Origin of the sequence: Trichormus variabilis 0441, from assembly GCF_009856605.1 — a bacterium.
GTDB lineage: Bacteria > Cyanobacteriota > Cyanobacteriia > Cyanobacteriales > Nostocaceae > Trichormus > Trichormus variabilis.
On sequence record NZ_CP047242.1, the window covers coordinates 1,961,142 to 1,982,645 of the forward strand.

17 protein-coding genes are annotated in these 21,504 nt (G+C 40.3%); 8 read left to right on the forward strand and 9 right to left on the reverse strand.

Going from position 1 to position 21,504, the window contains the following annotated elements; all coding sequences use genetic code 11:
• Nucleotides 1–77: 77 nt before the first annotated feature.
• Together GSQ19_RS07855 and GSQ19_RS07860 are read left to right on the forward strand one after the other, a co-directional pair.
• Entirely contained in the window at nucleotides 78–701 is a 624-nt protein-coding gene (locus GSQ19_RS07855) for a cytochrome c oxidase subunit 3 (RefSeq protein ID WP_011317404.1), read from the forward strand.
• Nucleotides 702–927: 226 nt separating this feature from the next.
• On the forward strand, nucleotides 928–1,347 hold the full coding sequence (locus GSQ19_RS07860) for a C6orf136 family protein (protein ID WP_011317405.1): 420 nt from the start codon (nucleotides 928–930) through the stop codon (nucleotides 1,345–1,347).
• A 32-nt stretch (nucleotides 1,348–1,379) separates the two neighbouring features.
• Here GSQ19_RS07860 and GSQ19_RS07865 read toward each other — a convergent pair whose 3' ends face one another.
• Nucleotides 1,380–2,291, reverse strand: coding sequence for an ion channel (locus GSQ19_RS07865; RefSeq protein WP_011317406.1), 912 nt, complete (start codon nucleotides 2,289–2,291; stop codon nucleotides 1,380–1,382).
• 308 nt (nucleotides 2,292–2,599) lie between these two features.
• Complete coding sequence (locus GSQ19_RS07870) at nucleotides 2,600–3,340, reverse strand: dienelactone hydrolase family protein (protein WP_011317407.1); 741 nt, start codon at nucleotides 3,338–3,340, stop codon at nucleotides 2,600–2,602.
• A 222-nt stretch (nucleotides 3,341–3,562) separates the two neighbouring features.
• Between GSQ19_RS07870 and GSQ19_RS07875 the strand changes: the two genes are divergently transcribed.
• Nucleotides 3,563–3,838 (forward strand): hypothetical protein, encoded by a 276-nt coding sequence (locus GSQ19_RS07875; RefSeq protein ID WP_011317408.1) that lies wholly within the window; start codon nucleotides 3,563–3,565, stop codon nucleotides 3,836–3,838.
• A gap of 38 nt (nucleotides 3,839–3,876) precedes the next feature.
• Here GSQ19_RS07875 and GSQ19_RS07880 read toward each other — a convergent pair whose 3' ends face one another.
• Both GSQ19_RS07880 and GSQ19_RS07885 read right to left on the reverse strand, forming a co-directional pair.
• On the reverse strand, nucleotides 3,877–5,259 hold the full coding sequence (locus GSQ19_RS07880; RefSeq protein ID WP_011317409.1) for an aromatic ring-hydroxylating dioxygenase subunit alpha: 1,383 nt from the start codon (nucleotides 5,257–5,259) through the stop codon (nucleotides 3,877–3,879).
• A 50-nt stretch (nucleotides 5,260–5,309) separates the two neighbouring features.
• Nucleotides 5,310–5,447: a hypothetical protein gene (locus GSQ19_RS07885; RefSeq protein WP_153228516.1), complete on the reverse strand. Its 138-nt coding sequence runs from the start codon at nucleotides 5,445–5,447 to the stop codon at nucleotides 5,310–5,312.
• A 514-nt stretch (nucleotides 5,448–5,961) separates the two neighbouring features.
• Here GSQ19_RS07885 and GSQ19_RS07890 point away from each other — a divergent pair.
• Nucleotides 5,962–6,411: a Fur family transcriptional regulator gene (locus GSQ19_RS07890; RefSeq protein ID WP_011317410.1), complete on the forward strand. Its 450-nt coding sequence runs from the start codon at nucleotides 5,962–5,964 to the stop codon at nucleotides 6,409–6,411.
• A 43-nt stretch (nucleotides 6,412–6,454) separates the two neighbouring features.
• Here GSQ19_RS07890 and GSQ19_RS07895 read toward each other — a convergent pair whose 3' ends face one another.
• Complete coding sequence (locus GSQ19_RS07895) at nucleotides 6,455–9,334, reverse strand: pentapeptide repeat-containing protein (RefSeq protein ID WP_011317411.1); 2,880 nt, start codon at nucleotides 9,332–9,334, stop codon at nucleotides 6,455–6,457.
• Between the two features lie 133 nt (nucleotides 9,335–9,467).
• On the opposite strand from GSQ19_RS07895, the gene GSQ19_RS07900 reads away from it, so the two are divergent.
• Entirely contained in the window at nucleotides 9,468–11,234 is a 1,767-nt protein-coding gene (locus GSQ19_RS07900) for a DUF3685 domain-containing protein (RefSeq protein WP_011317412.1), read from the forward strand.
• Nucleotides 11,235–11,352: 118 nt separating this feature from the next.
• On the opposite strand, the gene GSQ19_RS07905 is transcribed toward GSQ19_RS07900, so the two are convergent.
• The 3 genes from GSQ19_RS07905 to GSQ19_RS07915 all read right to left on the reverse strand — a co-directional run bounded on the left by GSQ19_RS07905 (nucleotide 11,353) and on the right by GSQ19_RS07915 (nucleotide 14,220).
• The gene (locus GSQ19_RS07905; protein WP_041455935.1) at nucleotides 11,353–13,008 is read right to left on the reverse strand and encodes an IS5-like element ISAva5 family transposase; all 1,656 of its coding nucleotides are present in this window, start codon (nucleotides 13,006–13,008) and stop codon (nucleotides 11,353–11,355) included.
• A 151-nt stretch (nucleotides 13,009–13,159) separates the two neighbouring features.
• Nucleotides 13,160–13,783 (reverse strand): molybdenum cofactor guanylyltransferase, encoded by a 624-nt coding sequence (locus tag GSQ19_RS07910; RefSeq protein WP_011317414.1) that lies wholly within the window; start codon nucleotides 13,781–13,783, stop codon nucleotides 13,160–13,162.
• Nucleotides 13,784–13,989: 206 nt separating this feature from the next.
• Nucleotides 13,990–14,220, reverse strand: a complete 231-nt coding sequence (locus GSQ19_RS07915; RefSeq protein ID WP_104009878.1) for a hypothetical protein — start codon at nucleotides 14,218–14,220, stop codon at nucleotides 13,990–13,992.
• Nucleotides 14,221–14,339: 119 nt separating this feature from the next.
• Here GSQ19_RS07915 and GSQ19_RS07920 point away from each other — a divergent pair, with 119 nt between their 5' ends.
• From GSQ19_RS07920 to GSQ19_RS07930, 3 genes are all read left to right on the forward strand, one after another.
• Nucleotides 14,340–17,186 carry a CHAT domain-containing protein gene (locus tag GSQ19_RS07920; RefSeq protein WP_159368349.1) on the forward strand — a complete coding sequence of 949 codons (2,847 nt, stop codon included), beginning with the start codon at nucleotides 14,340–14,342 and terminating at the stop codon, nucleotides 17,184–17,186.
• A gap of 387 nt (nucleotides 17,187–17,573) precedes the next feature.
• Nucleotides 17,574–17,918 (forward strand): hypothetical protein, encoded by a 345-nt coding sequence (locus GSQ19_RS07925; RefSeq protein ID WP_011317417.1) that lies wholly within the window; start codon nucleotides 17,574–17,576, stop codon nucleotides 17,916–17,918.
• Nucleotides 17,915–19,360, forward strand: coding sequence for a hypothetical protein (locus tag GSQ19_RS07930; RefSeq protein ID WP_011317418.1), 1,446 nt, complete (start codon nucleotides 17,915–17,917; stop codon nucleotides 19,358–19,360). Before GSQ19_RS07925 ends, GSQ19_RS07930 begins: the two co-directional genes overlap by 4 nt.
• Nucleotides 19,361–19,380: 20 nt before the next feature.
• On the opposite strand, the gene GSQ19_RS07935 is transcribed toward GSQ19_RS07930, so the two are convergent.
• On the reverse strand, nucleotides 19,381–21,438 hold the full coding sequence (locus GSQ19_RS07935; protein WP_041455973.1) for a thioredoxin domain-containing protein: 2,058 nt from the start codon (nucleotides 21,436–21,438) through the stop codon (nucleotides 19,381–19,383).
• Between the last annotated feature and the right edge of the window lie 66 nt (nucleotides 21,439–21,504).

The following is a 21,504-nucleotide window of genomic DNA, read 5'->3' on the forward strand; positions in this document are numbered from 1 at the left end:
CATTCGTTTTACATTGCTCCCAATCCCCAATCCCCAGTCCCCAGTCCCCAGTCCCCAGTCCCTAATTTTTAAGATTCATGCAAAGTCAAACTATTGACCCAGCGAAAACGGAACTAAATCATCACCACACAGCCGAGGCGGTTGGTCATCACGAAGAACATCCTGATCATCGGCTATTTGGGTTATTTGTCTTCCTGGTTGCTGAAGGAATGATATTTTTAGGTTTGTTCGGAGCCTATTTGGCTTTCCGTTCAACTTTGCCTGTATGGCCGCCAGCAGGTACACCAGAGTTAGAACTTTTACTTCCTGGTGTCAATACTGTCAATCTAATTGCTAGCAGCTTTGTTATGCACAATGCTGACACTGCTATTAAGAAGAATGATACTAAGGGTATGCGTACTTGGTTGGCAATAACTGCAGCAATGGGTGCGATTTTCTTGGTCGGGCAAGTTTACGAATACACCCATTTAGAATTTGGGTTAACCACTAATTTGTTTGCTAGTGCGTTTTACGTGTTGACTGGTTTTCACGGACTGCACGTAACTATCGGCGTTTTGGCAATTGTAGCTGTGTTGTGGCGATCGCGCACTCAAGGTCACTACAGTAGTGAAAAACACTTTGGTATTGAAGCTGCGGAAATATACTGGCACTTTGTAGATGTAATCTGGATTATTCTGTTCGGATTACTGTACTTACTGTAAGTATTAATTATTTAGTTGTTCACTCCACGCGGACAACATAGAATTTAGCCCCCCCTCTGGGGGTTTTTTTATTGGTGCAGTACTTTTTTGAAGACTTGGTCAAATTTTAGCTTGTTTAACGCAGAGTGACGCTGCGGTTAGCGCTGAGGCACGCAGAGATTTTATTGCTAACGTTGGAGTCTACAAGTAATATTTTCTTAGGGTTTGCTGTTGATTTTTTAGATAAATGGAATCTCAAATACAAATAGAACAGGTCATTAAAACTCTGCAACAGGATTTACCGACACTGTTTGAGCAAGATATATCTTACGATATTTATACGCCAGATATTTACTTTCAAGACCCAGTAAACAAATTTAAAGGCAAATTTAACTACAGGATTATTTTTTGGACTTTACGGTTTCATGCCTGGTTATTTTTTACCGAAATATATTTTGATTTACACGAAGTAGGACAGTTGGATAAAGATACAATTTTAGCCAAGTGGACGGTGCGGGGGAGGTTGCGGGTTCCCTGGCGATCGCAGATTTTTTTTAATGGTTACTCAACTTACAAATTGAGGCAAAATAATTTAATTTATGAACATATAGATACTTGGGATCGCAAGCCAGGAGAGATTTTGCGGCAGTTTTGGATAAAGGGGTAAGGTAGGTAATTGGGTTTTAAATCTTGAATTTATTAGCCTGTCTCATCTAAAGGTAGAACATCGTGAAAATATTTATAGTCGATGTAGCGATGTCCATCAGATGTATGGTGAAAAATATCAACGAAGCGACTGTTCCATAAAATATTACTAGCCGTATAAGTATGACGGGCATGAACTACTTGGGCTACTGTTTCATCAATACCACTGACTGAAATCACTAGATTTGTGTTTGTTTGCATTAGCGACTCTGCTGACATTCCATATAAAGGGCTGAACTCATCTATGGGATGCAGTGCTAGCCAGCTTAATGTAAAACTAGGTGTCTGATTTCTTAATAGTTTTAAATCGTGGAAACGCCGAATAAATCCTCCTTCTGCTGTGATTTCATCACGCATTAAGTAAACTCGCATCTGGGCTTCTAAAATTAAATTGCGTCGCTGGTTAGCAGTGCGAAACATCAGCGTTGGTACACCATTGTACGGTGTGATGACTGCAACACGGCTAAATATGACACGGGCGGAAGGACGAGAAAAACGAGCAAATGCAAGTCCTGTCATAACAGCAATTCCCACCAAACCAATCATGGCTTCAATGGTGACAATAGTATTGGCATATAGTGTTTTAGGATACATTGCACCATAGCCAATGGATGCGAGTGTCTGCACGCTGAAGAAAAATAAATCCAAAAAAGAACCAGGTTTAGCATTGGCTATACAATCTCCTCCCAGCCAATAAGCTAGGGCGAATATGAGATTAATTGCTAGATAAGAAATACAAATTAGTAATAAAAAGCCAGTCCAAGGAATAGTTAGCAGTAAATGATAAGGATCTCGCCAGTAAGAATGCCATACACCCATGCCAATAATCTCAAATTGTCCGTTCTGAACTTTAATTTGGACTCTATCTGGTTGTTTCTTTGCAAGTCTCTTCAGTCGAAATTTCATCGGAAGTAGCCACAAGAACGGCAAATATTAGTATTATTACTAAATTACCGTTAATAGTCATGGTAAATTTTTTCTAGTCTGGTCAAGTAGTAAATGGGTAATTGGGAATGGGTAATGGGTAATTGATTTTAGCAATTACACCAATTTGAAAAAAGAATCGAACAGATACATAAGGACATACCCTTATTTTGCTTGGCTTTCCTAACGTGCGAATTTTGTTGGCGCAGCCTTGTTGTAGGCTAGGAGTAAATTTTGAATTGGTATTACCTATCAGCCATTACTCATTACCAATTCCCATTGCTACAACTTTAATCAGCAAATACACGTCCTAAAAATTCTACTATTTCCGCCCAAGCAGAGGTAGTCGCAGCAGAATCGTAGCGATAACCGTCATCGCGCATGAAGGTATGTTCTGCTTCATATAAAACTACTTTGTGAGGTACTTTAGCATCTTCAATGGCTTTAATTAAAATTTGGCGATCGCTTTCTGGTATGTGAGGATCAAGTGTACCCAGTACTAGCAATATTTCCCCTGTGATTTCCTTGACTCTGTGGATAGTATCCGCTACTCCTTTACCCAACTTACCACTGGGAATCCCTGTAGGGTAGCAGCAGGCGGAGGCTTTAACTTCGGTTTCAAAAGCTGCACGAAAGGCTAAGTGTCCACCTATACAAAAACCAAGGGTACCAATTTTATCGGCATTAACAGTGCTTTCCGCTTTGAGAAAATCAATTACAGCACGAGAATCTGCATCATATTCAGCGATCGCAGTTCGTCGCGCATTATCATTACCCCGCATTCTCCCAAGATCATCCGGTTCAATTACTAGTCCAATTGGCTCAAGACGATGAAAAATCTCTGGTGCTGCTACTACGTAACCAAATCCAGCTAAGTAGTTAGCTAGACGAATTATTGGGCTACCTAACTGATAAATATCACTATAAAATACAATACCTGGATAAACTCCTGCTGGTTTTGGAGATGCGACATAAACACGCATTAAACTGTCATCTACTCTCAACTCCACATTGCGCTTAGTGATTTGCACTGTTTTAGCTCCGTGTTATGTTTGCTTTCATTAGCTTTTACACCAGGGAATAATAAAATCTGGATTTCTGCATAACTTCCCATAACGTACTTGATGTATATATAAACAATTTGTCAATTATTTTTAATTATCAATTTAAAAGAAAATTCTGTTTGCTACTATTAATAACTAGACTTAAGGTAAAGTTAAGCACTTTGTATAAGCAATATAATATCTAAAGTCATGAAAAATATTAATTCTGTACAAAAACCACTCGGTGAAACAACAGATGTAGAAGTTTGGCTGAGTAGAGCCGGCTTAAAATTTGCAGACTTGGGTCATGATGATGCTAGTAAAGCGATTCGTAAGCAGTGGCGAGAGTATCAAGCAGCCGTACAGAAATGCTGCGTTACGCTGCATCAGCCACCAGAATGCGTTCAACTAAGTGGTGATTATGCCAAACTGAGAATACCCGGTAATAAATTAATCGCCAATGATGAAAGTGTCCTCAATTCATAGATAAGCTGTGGCACATTTAACTAGCACATCTTTTTGTGTTAACTGTTAGGTAAGTTGCGTGGTGGGATAATTCGCCCTTCGTAAAACTGCTTTTCGAGTTTGCTTAATCCCCGCCATATAACTGCAAAAGTAATTGGTGTGACTGTCTCAATGAGGATAGCCGGAATTGATGACGCGTCAAAAAATAGTGTGATTAAGGGAGTGCTTACCAATGAGATAACTGTAATTACTCCACTCCATAATCGTAGTTTCTGGATTTTAGCTAAAGCATTTCTACAACTGGCACATTTTATTGTGTGTGAATAGTATCTTTCTAAGAGTTGTTCTTTGGGTATGGCCTGCGAAAAAGCTTGTCCTGGAAATGGTTCAGCGTTGTAATTGTTCACCCACTGGCGCAGTTCAAACACAAAACTGTCAGCTTTGGTTGGTAGGTAAAACGCTTTTGTAAAGTTAGGACTACCCCCTTTGGCTTGGAGATATCTTTCTTGATAGTGGAGAAAAATTTGGTCGTCTTCTAAAACACCATTTTGTCCCAGATGATAGTACCAACGTGGTCTTAATTTAATAAAAATCCCTGGTAGTTTGGAAGGAAACTTAAAAGGAAACCGAGCAAATAAACGACACTCACCTTTACGAATAGGTGTAGCATAGACAACAGTTAAGATGCGTCCTCGTTCGCTGTTGATATCATGCCACATTAAAGCTGGTGCAACGAAAGTTGTAGATAATTCTGATTGTCCGGCTTTGATGCTTTGATGCCAAACACCTTTGAAACCATGTTTTCCAGATACAACTACCTCTAGTTCTAAGGGAGCAGCATTTTTCCGATTTCCTACAGTTTTGTGATGGGTGTAGGCTAAATGACTGGGGTCGAGTATGTTTTCTAAAAGTGTGAGGGCATCATAAGGCACATCTCTAAACGTATTTATGATGACCCAACCATCAGGAGATTCTTCTAATGGTTCAACTACAGGAATTTTAGTTTTGGCTGCGTTTTCTGGGTTGCCTATGTAAACAAATAACATTCCTTGGCGTTCTGTGGTCAGCCAAGATGTTACACAGGCGCGCTGGGAAGTCTCAGCTTGTCCGCCTTCTGGTTGTTGAGGTATGCGCTGACAACTGCCATCTCCAGCGAAACTCCAACCGTGATAGGGACACTCTAACAGTCCTTCCTCATTAATTCTGCCTTCAGAAAGTGGTGCTAAACGGTGAGGACATTGATCTTCAAACGCTTGCCAAGTCTGAGATTGCTGATCCCACCAAATGACAATATCTTTACCTAATAAGGTAAAAGCTGTGGGTTTCGATTTATCTAAATCTTCTAAGTAGTGGACTGGATACCAAGCTTCATGCCAATCAAAACTATGAGGGTCACTACCGCCTGGCAATATCTGTTCTAAAGTTGGGTTAGTGTTAACCATGAGTGTTAATTTATAAATATTCAATATTATTTACAAAATAGTACATTAAACTACAAATTTACGTGAATATTGTCTTGAGTGACACGATGTACTGTGTAGGATATGTACGCCGATATTGGCTCAATTATAAAGAAAAAATTAATATTTGTTCGTGCGTGTGAGCGATCGCCTTCGATGGCGTGAATCATTTCTACTTACTACTGGCTTCTTCCTGGGGTGAGATATTGGGATAGCTAAGTTAAACTTTCATAACCGTAGCGATCGCTTTTTTGGGAAAATTTACTGCACAATGATGACAGTGATCCGTTTTCAGTTGTCATTGGCCATTAGAGGCGACTTTTGTCCATAATTATTAGTTCTGCCTCCCTATCTGCACCCAAACCCTACAACCTGTTCCCATCTTCTAGCATTGGCAACTTCTCTCTTGAGTCCCATCTCTGCTTGACGATACTTTCATATATTACGAGATGGACATTTATAGCAATTTTAAGCTAAAGTTGTAATGAGTTTGTTTTAGAGTAAGGTGTGACGGAACAACCTATCAAGAAGCAGAAAAATTATTACCTCAAACTGTGATTACCGCACTACACAAAAGCCACAACACAGTTAGAGGTAAGGCATTGTTATTTAATATTTTCACATATATACAACAGCAATAACCATCAAACTGGGAAAGATCCCCAATAGTAAATAGACATAAATATGCAGCAACAGGCAATATCGACAAAACCAATTCGTTCTCTAGAAGATGCTCTTGAGCGTTGTCAGCTGTTGGGTATGCGCGTCAGTCGTCAGCGCCGTTTTATTCTGGAACTGCTGTGGCAAGCAAATGAGCATCTTTCTGCTAGAGAAATTTATGATCGCCTCAACCAACAAGGCAAAGACATTGGCCATACATCTGTATATCAAAACCTAGAAGCATTATCAACTCAAGGCATTATTGAGAGTATCGAACGTTGTGACGGGCGCTTATACGGTAATATTAGTGACTCTCACAGTCATGTTAATTGCCTAGATACTAACCAAATTTTGGATGTGCATATTCAACTTCCAGAGGCATTTATCCAAGAAGTTGAACAAAGAACGGGAGTGAAGATTACAGATTATAGTATCAACTTCTATGGATATCGGCATCCTCAAGAGGAAGAGTAGGGAGGCTGGGAGAAAATTGTACAGACGCGATTAATCGCGTCTCTTATAACTCACTTTTACCAAAAACCGTCTCATCATAGGTCTCGTGATCTAAAATTGTAGGCATAATTACTTCACCTTCCAAGCTTTCAATTAAGCCGGTATCGAGACTATTTTGATTCCAAAACTTAGTTTTCTCTTTGGTACTAGAAATACTAAGGTAATATTGCTTGGATAATAAACTTTTCACTACTTGAAATTGTTCTAGAGAAAATAATGCGCCGTGGAATTGGGCAATTTCTCTTTCAGCCTCCGTGAGGGGAACATCACATAAACAAGCATTGGTAAGATTGACGGTTTCCAAGCTGACATCGGTGAGATTTGCGCCGGCTAAGTTAGCACCAGCTAAATTTGCGTTATTTAAGTTAGCACCAGCTAAATTTGCATTCACCAATACAGCATCGCATAAATTTGCTTGTTCAAGATTTGCGCCAGTCAGGACGACTGACGATAAAAAAGCCCCTGAAAGGTTGATTTTAGCTAAAGATTGGGAACAGATGCGCTTTATGAGAGTGTTACTTCCAGAAAAAGAGGCTTTAGCTAACAACATCATCATTGTTTGGGGGTAAAACTCACTGACATTTGCTGGATTACCACAAGGACTAAAAGCAACTTGAATGTCTCGACAAATTGCAGCTAGCAATAAAAATACATTTATTCCCACATTTGTATTCACCTGCTCAACATTCACAAGATTTTGTAAGCTGTGAAAATAGGGTAGTGCTGTGTGGGCAATGCTTTCATCTAACCAACGTCCTTGACACCAACCACGCCAAAAAGATTCTAGTCGTCGTAATAAAATAGGTTTTTGCTGGGTTTGTAATGCGGCGATGACTAATCCCTCAATTTCTGGTGTAATAATGCCGTAGCCTAGTAAATTGTAGAGATGCTGGGCAACACTGCTAGGAGTATTGAAAATAAACGTTTCTGTTCCGTAAACATCTTCTTGGCACTGGGTTAGCCTTTGCAGTTGGGTTGCTACAGCTTCAGCACAGAGATATTCACCGATTTGTGAGTGGGAAAACTCTACTTTAACTGTTAGTTGTGCTTTGTCATTAGCTTGTGGCAACTGACTGCTAACACAATAACGGAAATATAAAGCCGGGAGAGTGTTTGTATTGAATTCTCCAGTTAAGGTAACTTGATGACGATCGCCATGTAAAATTTTGAGAGCGATCGCCTGCATTTGTGCAATCAGGTCTTGGGGATGGTATTCTCCTAGTAAATTGGTGATTGCTTCTGGTGTACGGTGAATATGAGCAGTTCCCGGACGTAATAGCATTGTCCTCATTCCCGCAGTCAACGGATACCCCAGCAACCATCGTTTTAGGCGAGAGTAAATTTCCCAATGGAGAGAAAACTTGGCATTTTTTTGCAATATTTCATCATCTAATAGTCCGTCGCGGTGGAAAACACCCAATAAATGCAACATTAATGGTTGACGTACTAAATGAGATAGTTCAGATAAGTGAGACTTATTAGCAAATAATCCTGCTTGTTTTAAGAATGTAAAAAAGTTTTGGGAAATGGGTAACGACTGGAATAATGCCCATTGTTGAAACCATTGTTTTAACTGGTTTACTTCTAAAGGTTGAATTTTAATAGTCCGCCATTGGAGGGGGATTTCTGAAGTAATTTCCTCTACTGTGTGAGAGCAACTAGTCAAGACAATTTTATGTTGTTCTTGGGATTGAAATTGGAGTAACTGTTGAATAAAAATTTGTTTATCTCTATTTCCCTGATGAGAAGAGGGAAGTTCATCTAATCCATCTAGTAATAAAACACACCGATTATTTGTTTGCTCTAACCAAGCGGATAAGTTGATATGAACATTGAATGTAAAACCAGAATTGAGGGTTTCCAGTAAACTTTTACCATATTTAATATCCCGCAACCGAATCAGTATGGGCAGCCAATGAGGATAAAGCTTTAATGCTACTTCTGCCGCCCAAATCTGACAAAAACTAGTTTTACCATAACCAGGTTCTGATTCAATTACAGCAATAGTTTCTAAATCAATAAGTTGTTTTTCTACCCATATTTTTAAATCAATAGACTGTCCATCATTAGGTTCTTGAGGTACACCAGATAAAGGGACATAAATATTCTTCAGGGCAAAATATTCCATCAATAATGGTGTACTGAGAGTTTGCAGCAAACTAGCGCGATACTTCTCTTTATATAAGTCAATATTTAAAACATCTTCTAAAGTTCCTATCCGGAAAAATTTTTGTAGCTGAGCTAAAGGTGCAGGGTTTTGAGCAATGATTTTTATCAGGTATCCGGGGAGAGAATTATCTAAACGCTGAGTTAATAATTTAGCTTCTAACTCCTCCGCACCATTGGCCATTAACCAGGCTACAGTAGCATGATTCATTTGTTGTACTAGTAATGAATCTGCCACGGAAATCAGCGCTTGTTCGGCTTGAGTATCAGTTAATTTACCAGGGGAGAGAGTTTTTAATAATCCTTGGAGTTGAGGATCTGAGATAATTATTGTGGCTAGTGCAGGTATTTTGGCACGATTTAGCCAAGGTCTTTTTAATTGTTCTTCTTGGAGTAAAACTTGTTCTAACGCCAATAGGTAAGCAATTTGGAATGCTAACCAAGTACCTTCATTACGTTTGAGGGCTTTTTTTTGGCTGAGGTGACGGAGAAGATGTTCGCTTAAAGAAGCAAGCACAGAAATTTCTTCCTCGACTGTGCCTAATGGTAATTGCAGCACTTCTGCTAACGTACAAATATCCAACGGCATCAGGCTTTTAAGTTCCATATCCTGAACGATACGATAGGCAATACCTGCCAGTTGCCCAGAAGCAAATGTTTTTATATCGCTGATTTCTATCTGGCGTTCTGCCAACCATTGCCGGAGACTGAGGTTCATTTAATTACATGGGTAATTGATGCTTATGGTAATTATCTTTCATTTATCAGTGGACGAAAACAGGTGACAATGAGGAGGGATTGCACTTTTTACGAGTTGTAACCAAGACAGTGCTGGTGTATTTGAGCAGACTATGAGCGATCGCCCTTTAAAGTTATTATTAGTTGATCAAGACCCCATTTTCCGCCTGGGACTACGGGTAGCATTGGAAGCCATGCCTAACATAGAGGTGGTATCGGAAGCACCAACAGATACAGCAGCCTTACAAATACTTGCGGAACTGGCCCAAATTAACCCCAATCAAGTGGACTTGGTAATTTTAGAATTAGGGAATAGTCGCTCAGTTGATAGTCAACAGCAAGGGTTACAACTTTGCCAGCAACTCAAAGCTACATACCCCACACTACCAACTTTGCTCCTGAGTGCGATTCCAGATGCAGGACTAATCATGGCAGCGAGGGCTGCTGGTGTACGCGGTTACTGCCCTAAAGGTACTCCCATTTCGCAATTAGTCACCGTTATAGAAGCAGTTGCGGCTGGTAATTCCTACTGGTTGACTGAAACAGTAAACCCAGAAATTACTCCCTCTATTGCTGCGGTTGCGCCTCGTTTACCCTTGGCTAAGTGGCGGCAAAATTTACATATATCAAGTGTGAATTATATTGATCATGCGCTGCAAGAAGTCACAGCACAATTACAAATTCCTGGTTTACCAATATTAGATCGGGCAGTTCTAGCCGGGAAGCGAAGAGAACTTTTAGCAAGTCGCTGGTTGCTCAATCAGGTACTAATTTTACCTCAGGAAAAACAACAGCTACCGTTAACTTCCTCAGTTGCCAAATCTCTGCCCATAGTACCCCCAGCAATACCTACAATTAGCGCCTCAAACTCACAACAAACATCACCATCACCCCCGCTTCTGAGTCCCAGAGCCTTACAAACCAATTTATTTGCATCCTGTATTAATAAACTGCAATTTCCTTTAAACAATGTTTCAGATTCAGTTTTAGAAATTGATATCTTTCGGGAAGATAAAAAACGAGAACTTTTATATCTAATTCTGCAAAAACTCGCTCAACAATTAGATGCTTTGCGTAATGCCCAAATTACAGTTAATCAGTTGGGGGAATTACAGCCTATAATCTTGCATGATTTATGGCAAGCAGTAATTACAGAATTTTTTGGCAAGTTTTCTAGAGTGCAAGTAGGCAAGCGTAATTTAGAAATTGTCACGGTATTATTACAGAATCCCGAAGTTGTACAAACAGCAATTCTGAATAAAATTCCTTTAGGATTAGAATTATTTTCTTATCTATTATTGCAAACAGATTTAAGAATAGATCATCATACTTATCCAGCAGGTAGCTCTGAAGCCAACTCCCATGCAGAAATATTACTAGAAAATTTGATAATTCAGGTAGCTAATGCTGTAGTCCAACCACTATTAAATTATTTGGCAGACATAGAAGAAATTAAGCAAAATTTCTATGTTAAGTCTTTAATGTCTACACGAGAACTGGAACGTTTTAGAAATGATTTATCCTGGAAATATCGATTAAATAACTATGTAACTGAAGCCAAAGCAATTTTTGAAAGCCGCTACGAACTACTTGTGTTTGCACCCCGTGGTATTGCTCAGATTTCCATTTATGCTCCCCGTAACGACGAACTAGCACAATTGTCTGGAGTACCTTTAGTAGTCACGTTAGGTTTGGAATTTCGAGATGCGATCGCTCCTCGTTTACAATCATTATTATCTGTCTTAGGCAGTGGCATTGTCTTTGTGCTAACCCAAATCATTGGTCGAGGTTTAGGCTTAATTGGGCGGGGAATTTTGCAAGGTATTGGTAGCGTATCTTTTGACAAAAATTTTAAACGTGATAGTGAACGACCGAAGTAGTTAACGCAATGTGCGACTTATTCTTAAAACCCCTCTCCAAACCTCTCCCCTGCAAGGATACTGTTGGCGAATTGATAGAGGGCAAAACCAATCATCACAAAATAGAAAATCAGGAATACTATGAGGCAGTGGGAGCAATTCGAGCAAAGTGAGAAACGCGAGTCTGACTGCGTGGGACATGTTGCCACCAATCCCACATCCGACTGAAGTTGATAGCAGCAGCAGTAATGACATGCTGCAAGAGAGTTTTGGCAAGACCAATGTAGCGACAACGGCGTAATTGGTAGCGACCAGTAGCTTGGGAAATCAAGCCTTCAACGCCAGCACGTTGGTGATAAATTTGTTGAAAAGATTCAGTTTTTTGGCGAATGCGAGCATCATGTAATGCAAGATGTAGTTCCTGTGGTTTGAGGGTCAGAAGACGCGGTAGTTTTTTGGAGCGAGTGCATTTTGAGCGACTTGAACAAAGCGAACAATCGGATTTGTCAAATTGTATTTTGACTACTGGATTGTCATGGCTATCGACAGTTGTACGCCAGGACTTACTTTGTTTACCCATTGGGCAATCAACACGCATCAAATCCCAATGAATAGTGAAGCAATTTTGCTCAAAGCCGGATTGTGCTGTTGCTTGCCAACTAGTTCCGGGGGGAACTTTTCCTACTAAATCAACATGAAAATGGGATTGACTATCGACTAAGTTTTGAGCATTGACATAGCCAGTATCGACAACATGTTCTTGTGGCAAAAGATTGTTCTGGTTTAAACGAGAATGAATTACTGGTGTCATCTCAACATCCGCACTTGTGGCCACGGACGTTTCCACATTGATAATTAAGTTTGGCAGTATGGGGTGACAAATTTCTGTCAGATGCAGATTATAACCAGTCCAGTTGATTTCTCGCTTGCTGGAATTGCGTGCATCAACATCGTAAGGAGATTCAATCTGTAGTCTATTTGGTGGTAAGTTATCTTGTTCTCGCCAATAGACTTGTTGCAATTGAATATAGTATTGTTGCACCCAAACTATACGTAATGTTTCCACTGATGGAATCTGCCACAGCCAATTACAAGTTGAGTCTGCATACAAAGCGGATAGCAAATGATGACCATCCTCACCAATTTTTCGCCTCAATTTCTCACGTTCGGCTTTTGATTTGGGCAAGCGGTATTGCTCAAATCTCAGGGAGTAACGTTCAAACCAATCAACGTCAACTCTCGATTTGAGCCAATCAGGGGCAAAATAAGCCAAGTCATTTAAGGTATGACGTAAAGTTTCTCCCACTAATTCCAAACGATTTAACTGTCGTACTGCGGCTAATACGTGAGTTGAATCAGTTCTGACACGGCCGCGATTTTTGAGCCAACCTAGTTCTTGGAAACGAGCTAGCATTTGGTTGAGTAACTCTCGCTCTCGTCCTGCTTTGATTAATCGCTGACGAAATTCTGAAAGTACTGAATAATCAAACCCTGGGTCATTTAATTCCAACGATAGTGCGTATTTCCAATCAATATGACCCCTCACTGCATCCGCCGCTTGTCTATCCGTTAAACCTTCGATAAATTGCATTACTGTCACTAATGCCAGTTGTCCTGCTGATATTCCACTTTGACCACAATCTGCGCGGTAAAGTTTGACAAAATCCTCATCCTTATATAACACTCCTATTTCATCCCGCATCTTCATATATATGTTCCCTTTGGGAAATGAATTCCGGGCTACTTGCGCTGTTGTTTCAGGAATCTGCGACATATCACGCGGGTGCAGGGTCATAATCTTTGTAGATGCTACGCTCAATATACTTATTCTCTTTTTTCCACTGTTCCAAACTCTTGAGGGGCTTAACCCCTCAATAATTCGCCAACAGTATCCTGCAAGGAGAGAGGCTTTAAAACCTTCATTTTTCTTTGAGCTTCCAAGATATTTAAGCCCCTCTCCGTGTCGGAGAGGGGTTTGGGGAGAGGTCATCGAACTCACCTTGAATTACAGCTAAATCTTCCGGTGTGTTGCAGTTGAATAATATCTCTGGGGTTGGTAGGGCTAAAACTTGTACAGAATGATGTTGTAACCACTGTTGAAAAGAGCGCCCACCTTGATGGATAAACTCTAATAACGGCGGTGAACAGCGACGGCGATAGAAACCACATAAAGGTTCCCAGCCTTTGGCGTGATGGGGCAATGTGGCGATCGCTTCCTCTGGTACACTATCAAGATTAGCAGCCCATTCTTGCAAAACCTCAACCCGTAATTTAGGTAAATCGCAAGCTAAAAGTAATACCCACTCAGATTTTACCTGAGCTAACCCTTGAGCAAAGCCAATCAAAGGCCCCTGAGTCCCCGCTTCTGGAATGAATTGACAACGCGGTAAAACTAAATGCTCATAGCGTTCCGGCCAAGGAGTGACAATATAAACAATTTCAGCACAACTGGCCGCAATGTTACAGACAAATTGCAACAACGGCACACCTTGAACAGTTATCAAAGCTTTATCCTGTCCCATACGGGAACTTTGACCACCTGCAAGAACAATAGCAGTTAAGTTATTCATGAATTGAGTCGTTTGTTATATCAATTCTCTATAAAATTGCGTCAAATAAACCATCCGTAGAGACGCGATTTATCGCGTCTTCTTCACCCAATTTTTGACCTCTCCCCCAACCCCTCTCCGACGCGGAGAGGGGAGCAAAGACAATAAAAGATTAGTATTAATTATCAAAAAAATAAAATTAGTGACGAAATTTATTTTTTTAATTATCAAAAACTCAGTTTCGTGACCAAATCAATTGCATTTGCCACCACACGAATTAGTTTCGTGACCAAATCAATTGTATTCGCCACCACACGAATTAGTTTCGTGACCAAATCAATTGTATTCGCCACCACACGAATTAGTTTCGTGACCAAATCAATTGTATTTGCCACCACACGAATTAGTTTCGTGACCAAATCAATTGCATTTGCCACCACAGGAATTGAAATCACCACCAAACAACTCTGATCGTCAAGAAATCAACACGAGCAAAAGCTGACAGAATTGACACTCAGCAAGAATCCTCATCTTTCCGTCATAATGGGATTGTGTTATGTGATACTTGCACCTGCTCATGAACGAACAGCGTTTACAGGCTTATTATCAGCTAATTCAAACCCTGCTAGATTGCCCTAGTGGGGAAGAACCAGAGATATTAGCAGCGAATACAGAATTGCTAGATGCTGACTTTGTGCAGGTGGTAGGATTAGCAGCAGAGCATTTTGCCCAGCAGGGAGAAGAAAATAGAGCCAATTGGTTGAGAAACTTAGCAACATATCTCACCACCCCAGAAACGCCCCCCATCACCGAAGCAGATATAGAGACTTACTCGCCATTTATCTTAGAAGTATTGCGAGCAACAGCAGAAAGTAACGGCAATCCTGAAGTAATTTACCTGTTGCTGGCAGCTAATACCGATAAACTAAATCGTATCTTTGCAGAATTACTGCGCCGTTGGGCAACAAATACCTTAGCAGAAGCAGAACCAGATACAGCAACATCCATCGCTAATGTGATTGGTAACTTTAGTAATCTGATTCAGCAATTTCCCTTGGGTAGCAAAGCCAACAACATGGAAATTGCCATTACTGGCTACGAAATCATCCAAACTATTTACACTCGCCCAGCCTATCCTGAAAAATGGGCAACGACGCAAAATAATCTGGCGACTGCTTACTCTGACAGAATATTAGGAAACAGAGGGGAGAATCTGGAGGAGGCGATCGCTGCTTATTCTGCGGCTCTGGAAGTTTATACCCGCACTGATTTTCCTGTAGATTGGGCTGGAACGCAAAATAATCTGGCGATTGCTTACCGTAACAGAATATTAGGAAACAGAGGGGAGAATCTGGAGAAGGCGATCGCTGCTTATTCTGCGGCTCTGGAAGTTTATACCCGCACTGATTTTCCTGAAAAATGGGCAACTATACAAAATAATCTGGCGACTGCTTACTTATACAGAATATTAGGAAACAGAGGGGAGAATCTGGAGAAGGCCATCGCTGTTTATTCTGCGGCTCTGGAAGTTTATACCCGCACTGATTTTCCTGAAAAATGGGCAATGACGCAAAATAATCTGGCGATTGCTTACTCTGACAGAATATTAGGAAACAGAGGGGAGAATCTGGAGCAGGCGATCGCTGCTTATTCTGCGGCTCTGGAAGTTTATACCCGCACTGATTTTCCTCAAAAATGGGCAATGACGCAAAATAATCTGGGGAATGCTTACCGTAACAGAATATTAGGAAACAGAGGGGAGAATCTGGAGCAGGCGATCGCTGCTTATTCTGCGGCTCTGGAAGTTTATACCCGCACTGATTTTCCTCAAAATCATGCAGAAACTTTGTTTAATCTCGGCATACTATACCAAGAAGAGAAACAATTTAACTTAGCTTACGATACCTTTGCCCAAGCAATAGCAACCGTCGAAGCTTTACGGGGTGAAATTAATGCAGGTGATAATTTAGGTGAAGAAGGCAAGCGCAAACAAGCAGAAGAATGGAATAAACTTTATAGACGCATGATAGAAGTTTGCCTAGCATTGGGCAAAGACACTGAAGCGATAGAATATATTGAACGCAGCAAAACCCGCTATTTAGTAGAACTATTAAGCAAAGCAGACTCAATCAATCAAAAAAATCTCCCTGATATAGACAGCAAAATCCGTTTTGCAGAAATTCAAAATCTTTTAGACGATGAAACAGTTATTATCCAATGGTATATATTTACTGATTGTTTTCGTGCCTTCATCATCACTAAAAACCATCAACCAATCATTTGGCAATCAGCCTCAGAAAATTTAGATAATTTAGAAGAATGGACTGATAATTATCTGCAAATCTACGGTGAAGATAAACAAAAATGGCGATATCAGCTAAACGAGCAACTAACCAAACTCACTCAAATCCTTCACCTCAATGAGATAATTTCTCTCATCTCCTCCCAATACAAAAAACTGATTGTCATTCCCCATCGTTATTTACATTTATTCCCACTCCATGCTGTACCCCTAGCTAATAAACACTCATCACAACCAGAATATTTATTTGATAGATTTCCTCATGGCGTAAGTTATGCACCAAGTAATCAACTTTTACGATTTACTCAACGGCGATTGCAAAAATTAGCCAACTTAGAATTAAATCCCTTCAGTAATTTATTTGCCATTCAAAACCCCACTAACGATTTAGCCTTCACCGATATTGAAGTGGAAACCATAGCCGCAGATTTTCAACCCCAACAAATCCTCAAACATCACCAAGCCACCAAAGCCGCATTAACAGCAACACCAACTAATGAAACCCTCAGCAATTCCCAATGGCTGCATTTCTCTTGTCACGGTTACTTTAACTTCCGTTCCCCCTTAAAATCTGGTTTACAGTTAGCCGATGCAGTAACCTCTAACATTCCCAGCACCATCAACTCATCACGCTACCTGAGAATTGACAACGAAACAGCAATAGATTTAGATAAATGCCTCACCCTAGAAGATATCTTTCAATTAAACTTAAATAACTGTCGCCTCGTCTGTCTGTCCGCTTGCGAAACTGGTTTTATTGACTATACAAATAGCAGCGATGAATATATAGGCTTGGCAAGTGGTTTTATTCGTGCTGGTGCAACTAACATGATTAGTAGTTTATGGGCAGTTAGCGACTTTCACACAGCTTTATTAATGATTAAATTTTATGAAAACTTACCACTTTATCAATATAATGTGTCCTTAGCCTTGAACCATACCCAAACATGGTTACGCCGAGCAACGCAATCACAAATTATAGACTGGGTGCAAAGTAAAACCAATATGCAAAACACACAACAGCAAAAAATCATTGGCTTTTTACAACAATATAAACCTGAACAACAACCATTTAAAAGACCAGAATTTTGGGCTGCTTTTTCTGCTATTTCTCCAGTTTAGTTTTTATCTTCTCAATAGAATAAAGATTAAATTAGTAGCAAATTAAACGCAGACAAACGTAGATTTTTACCCCTTCCTAACCTTCCCCTTGTAAAGGGTACGGTGTACACACAAGTCTTATAAAGTTGCCCAAAAACGTTTTGATCCCCCCTAACCCCCCTTAAAAAAGGGGGAACAAGAATCAAAGTCCCCCTTTTGAAGGGGGATTTAGGGGGATCAAACCACATTTTGCACCCAGCACAAAGAAGTGGGTAATAGATAGCTTTACAAGGGGGGGACTAATGTAATTAAAATCACAGTTAATCACTTTTGAAACATCCTCTTATATAAAATTTGGTATAACTTGTAAAATATCCTCAACAATTAACCAACTCAAAAACAAAAGCTATGGAACCAGATAAACTCATTCAAGCATTTACCCAAGTGGTGAGAAAGCAAGATTATGTTTTCTCGCCAGAAGCTATTGTAGCCATCCCCGAATTACTAAACAAACTTGCTCAATTAGAAACCCAACCACCAGATTTATTTGCAGAAGCTATTCGCCAATGGTATCTCGACTATGAAGATGTGAGAGACGCTGTATTAATTGAAGAAAGAGAAATTGAGAAAATCAGCAAAAGTAAGCCAGAAATCCAAGAAAATACTCAAGAAAATCGCTATCGAGTAGTACAAGATGAACTCAAGAAACTAGAAGAGAGAAAAACAAGCAATAGCCAAACCAAGCAACCATGAAAATTTATGCACCGAATATTCATTTATTCGCTTTTCAATTGTACAAAAGTGCCAGTAGTGACATAAACAATTCATCACCAGATAAAGACTTTCTTTGGCATCAGGCTAACGCTATAGCCAGCGCAACTTTACACCAATATCTACAACTCCATCAACGTCTTGATGTCAATAAAAACCCAGATAACCCCCGTGTCGATTTACTAAAAGACTCAGAAGTAATCGATGATAACTACGCTGTGGATTTGCAGGGTAACATTTCTCTCAACCAAACCCAAGACTTATTAATTAAAGGCTTTGCTCATCCCTTAAGAATATATGATAGTTACAGTTTATGGCTAAATCTCCGCCGTCCCGAAAAGGAAAATAACAATCAGACAGATGATGTAGACATTACTTTTTTACGTCAATTAAATCAAAATAATTGCTTCATAGTTCCCGCAAATCCTTTATTTCTTGGTCAAACTCTGCTAATTACTGGCTGGTTAACAGGCGCAAAAGACAGACAAATTATCCAGCAAATAGCCAATGAGTGTTTAAAATCTTTCTTACCTGATAACTATCCTCTACCACCATTCAACCGCCAAGGCGAGTTATTTGGTAGTCCAATTTTTGAATACGGTTTATTTAGCCAATTAACTAATTATCAACACGTTCTAATATGGTTATTTACTGACGAACAAGCAGGCGATAAATTCAATCAATGTTATCAAGAATTACTAGATTTATTTTTCTTCCGCACCAAAGCAGTTAAAGCTTATAAAGATAGTCGTCAAATATATCAAGAACTAGATTCAGCCTATAGAAAAGTCGAAGATACAATTGATAAAGTTCCCAAATTAGATGATACTCAATATGATAATAAAATCAACTTAAGTAACTTGAAAAACCAGTTAAAAGCTTTACCCCAAATATCATTAACATACACACGCTTACTACGAAACTTAGAAGAATATCAAAATACCATCGCTATCAATACTTATAATTATAACGAGAGACTACAACAAATTAAAAGCATCTTCGCCAATGAAGATATCAGCTTTCTAGAAACATTTAGCCAAAAAAACTGCGCTTATTTCCAACAACAAATTAATGGCGACTTGGGTTATTTTCGCCACGGCTCAGAATTGTTAGGTAAAGCCATAGACACAATTCGCGGTATTGTGGAAATAGAACAAGCAGAGCGCGATGTAGAACAAGCAAAACGCGATCGCACTCTAGAAACCACAATCCAAATAATAGGTATCGGCTTTGGTGGCGGCGCAATAGCTTCCGGTGTCATTGTTTCCCACATCGACAAAATCAAGCAACCCTTAGCCGCATTATCTCCTGATAACCAACCCCATCCCTTTTTCGCCTCGTCAATTCTCAGTATTCTCGCAGTCTTACTCTTTAGCGGCGTAGGCTGGTTCATAAGCTGGTTAATAACGAAATGGCGAAACTAGTCATTTACACCCTTTCTCCCCTATCCCCTATTTTGACTTTGCTGCACTTGCTGTAATAACTGTTCCACACTATTAGCCGATGGTAAACACTTCAAGCCTTGGCAAACTAAGCCCACACTATTGTCAGGTAAACTAGATACTACAGAGAATGCAACTGTGGGTAAGTATTGGGGAGTTAGAGAATTAATCTGCTCAATTGTGCTACGAATCAAAGTAGAGTTACGATACCAATCTAAAGCCGTGAACAAACTAGGACAAGCTTGCGGTGCGCTAGACATGACAGTTTTAAAAGCTTTTAACCCAGCCTCAGCTAAATCGAGATAGTGTAAATCATCGGTGAGTAATGACAGACGCACGAGATTAGCGATCGCCACACCGTTAGCTGAGGGTGTAGCATTATCCATATAGCTACGTTCTCGTATAATCAAATCTTGACTAGCATCACTCGCTGTATTAAAGTAACCACCAAGCTCTATACTCCAGAGAAACTCATCGAATTGTTGTTGTAGTGCGATCGCTTTTTCTAACCAAAATCTATTTTCAGGTGTGGCTGCGTGTAAATCTAGCAGCGCTTTAATAAATAAAGCATAATCTTCCGACTGAGCCAACACAGCCGCTTCCCCTCGATAGTTGAGTCTGTAGAACCGCCCATCAACAAATTGATTTTCTAAAATAAAGTTCGCCGCCTTAGCTGCTAGTTCCCCAGCCAAAGGTTGCTGAAATACCGCAGCAGCCCTAGCCAAACCAGAAATCATCAAACTATTCCAAGCCACAATCATCTTAGTATCCGTCACCGAAGGGATACGTCCTGGCCAGTGAGTAGTTTTTGCTTCCTGGTTGTCCTGTGCTGGTGGAAAAGTCTCTAGGGTATCCGCAGCACTACCATAACGAGCCACAAACAATTTTCCTAATGCAGTTTCTATAGTTGCGCTCAATTCCCATTGGTGTCGGCGTTGCAGTACGTTCTTACCTTCAAAGTTACCCTGAGGACTGACTGTAAATTGCTGTTGTAATTCCGTTAATTCTGTTGGTGTTAACAGTTGTTCTAACTCAGCATAACTCCAGACGTAAAAAGCACCTTCCTCTGGTTCTGTGTCCGTGGGAGTTGTGAAACTATCAGCATCTTGAGCCGCGTAAAAATAACCTGCCGGTGCAGTCATTTCCCTTTGCAGCCATGCCACAGTTCCAGTCACAGCCCTTGCAAAAGATGGCTCTTGGACTCCCGCACTCCATAAATTTGCTAGATACTCGACAATTTGCCCATTGTCATAAAGCATCTTTTCAAAGTGGGGAACAGTCCAAGTAGGGTCAACAGTGTAACGGTGGAATCCCCCAGCCACATGGTCATAAATCCCACCTAAAGCCAAATCTAGACCCCGTTGAGTCGAAATTTGCTCTCCCTCATATCGAGACGCAAAATTAAATCGAGTTCCCCGCAATGCTAATTCAGCATAAGGAATCATCGGAAAACTATTACCGTATTCGTTGCGAGTAATTACCCCTGTGTTAGTTTCCCAACCACTCCTTAATAATTCGCTTTCTTCAGCTTCTTGGGTAGCTTCCCCTTTTAATACCGCAGAGGTGAGGAGCGATTCCACAATCAAGGCTTTCCGTTGGCGCAAATCCTCTTTTTCCGTATCGTAATAGCGGCGTAGTGCTTCTAGTACTTGTAAAAAACCTGGACGATTGTACTTTGGTTCCAAAGGAAAATAAGTACCAGCGTAAAACGGGACTAAATCTTCTGGTGAAAGAAAGACATTTAAAGGCCAGCCTCCCTGACCACTCATCATCTGCAAAGCCTGCATATAAATGCTGTCGATATCTGGTCTTTCTTCCCTATCTACTTTGATAGGCAAAAAATTAGCATTCATATATTCGGCTATAGCTTGGTCAGAAAAAGCCTCACCTTCCATCACAGTACACCAGTGACAACTGGAGTAACCAATCGACAAAAAAATTGGTTTATCTTGTGATTTAGCAGTAGCAAGAGCTTCGTCACACCAAGGCCACCAATCAATCGGGTTTTCGGCGTGTTTGCGGAGGTAGAGACTCTTGGTTTGGGCAAGGCGATTAGTCATGATGCAGATGGTGGTAGTTGCCTTATTTGCCCAGTCTAGCTTGAATGAGTGATGAGTACTGAATTT

What these genes read in the sequence shown, in the direction of transcription:
- GSQ19_RS07855 (WP_011317404.1), top strand. Translation starts at nt 78, where the DNA reads ATGCAAAGTCAAACTATTGACCCAGCGAAAACGGAACTAAATCATCAC.
- GSQ19_RS07860 (WP_011317405.1), top strand. Translation starts at nt 928, where the DNA reads ATGGAATCTCAAATACAAATAGAACAGGTCATTAAAACTCTGCAACAG.
- GSQ19_RS07865 (WP_011317406.1), bottom strand. Translation starts at nt 2,291, where the DNA reads ATGAAATTTCGACTGAAGAGACTTGCAAAGAAACAACCAGATAGAGTC.
- GSQ19_RS07875 (WP_011317408.1), top strand. Translation starts at nt 3,563, where the DNA reads ATGAAAAATATTAATTCTGTACAAAAACCACTCGGTGAAACAACAGAT.
- GSQ19_RS07880 (WP_011317409.1), bottom strand. Translation starts at nt 5,259, where the DNA reads ATGGTTAACACTAACCCAACTTTAGAACAGATATTGCCAGGCGGTAGT.
- GSQ19_RS07885 (WP_153228516.1), bottom strand. Translation starts at nt 5,447, where the DNA reads ATGATTCACGCCATCGAAGGCGATCGCTCACACGCACGAACAAATATT.
- GSQ19_RS07890 (WP_011317410.1), top strand. Translation starts at nt 5,962, where the DNA reads ATGCAGCAACAGGCAATATCGACAAAACCAATTCGTTCTCTAGAAGAT.
- GSQ19_RS07895 (WP_011317411.1), bottom strand. Translation starts at nt 9,334, where the DNA reads ATGAACCTCAGTCTCCGGCAATGGTTGGCAGAACGCCAGATAGAAATC.
- GSQ19_RS07900 (WP_011317412.1), top strand. Translation starts at nt 9,468, where the DNA reads ATGAGCGATCGCCCTTTAAAGTTATTATTAGTTGATCAAGACCCCATT.
- GSQ19_RS07905 (WP_041455935.1), bottom strand. Translation starts at nt 13,008, where the DNA reads ATGACCCTGCACCCGCGTGATATGTCGCAGATTCCTGAAACAACAGCG.
- GSQ19_RS07910 (WP_011317414.1), bottom strand. Translation starts at nt 13,783, where the DNA reads ATGAATAACTTAACTGCTATTGTTCTTGCAGGTGGTCAAAGTTCCCGT.
- GSQ19_RS07920 (WP_159368349.1), top strand. Translation starts at nt 14,340, where the DNA reads ATGAACGAACAGCGTTTACAGGCTTATTATCAGCTAATTCAAACCCTG.
- GSQ19_RS07925 (WP_011317417.1), top strand. Translation starts at nt 17,574, where the DNA reads ATGGAACCAGATAAACTCATTCAAGCATTTACCCAAGTGGTGAGAAAG.
- GSQ19_RS07930 (WP_011317418.1), top strand. Translation starts at nt 17,915, where the DNA reads ATGAAAATTTATGCACCGAATATTCATTTATTCGCTTTTCAATTGTAC.
- GSQ19_RS07935 (WP_041455973.1), bottom strand. Translation starts at nt 21,438, where the DNA reads ATGACTAATCGCCTTGCCCAAACCAAGAGTCTCTACCTCCGCAAACAC.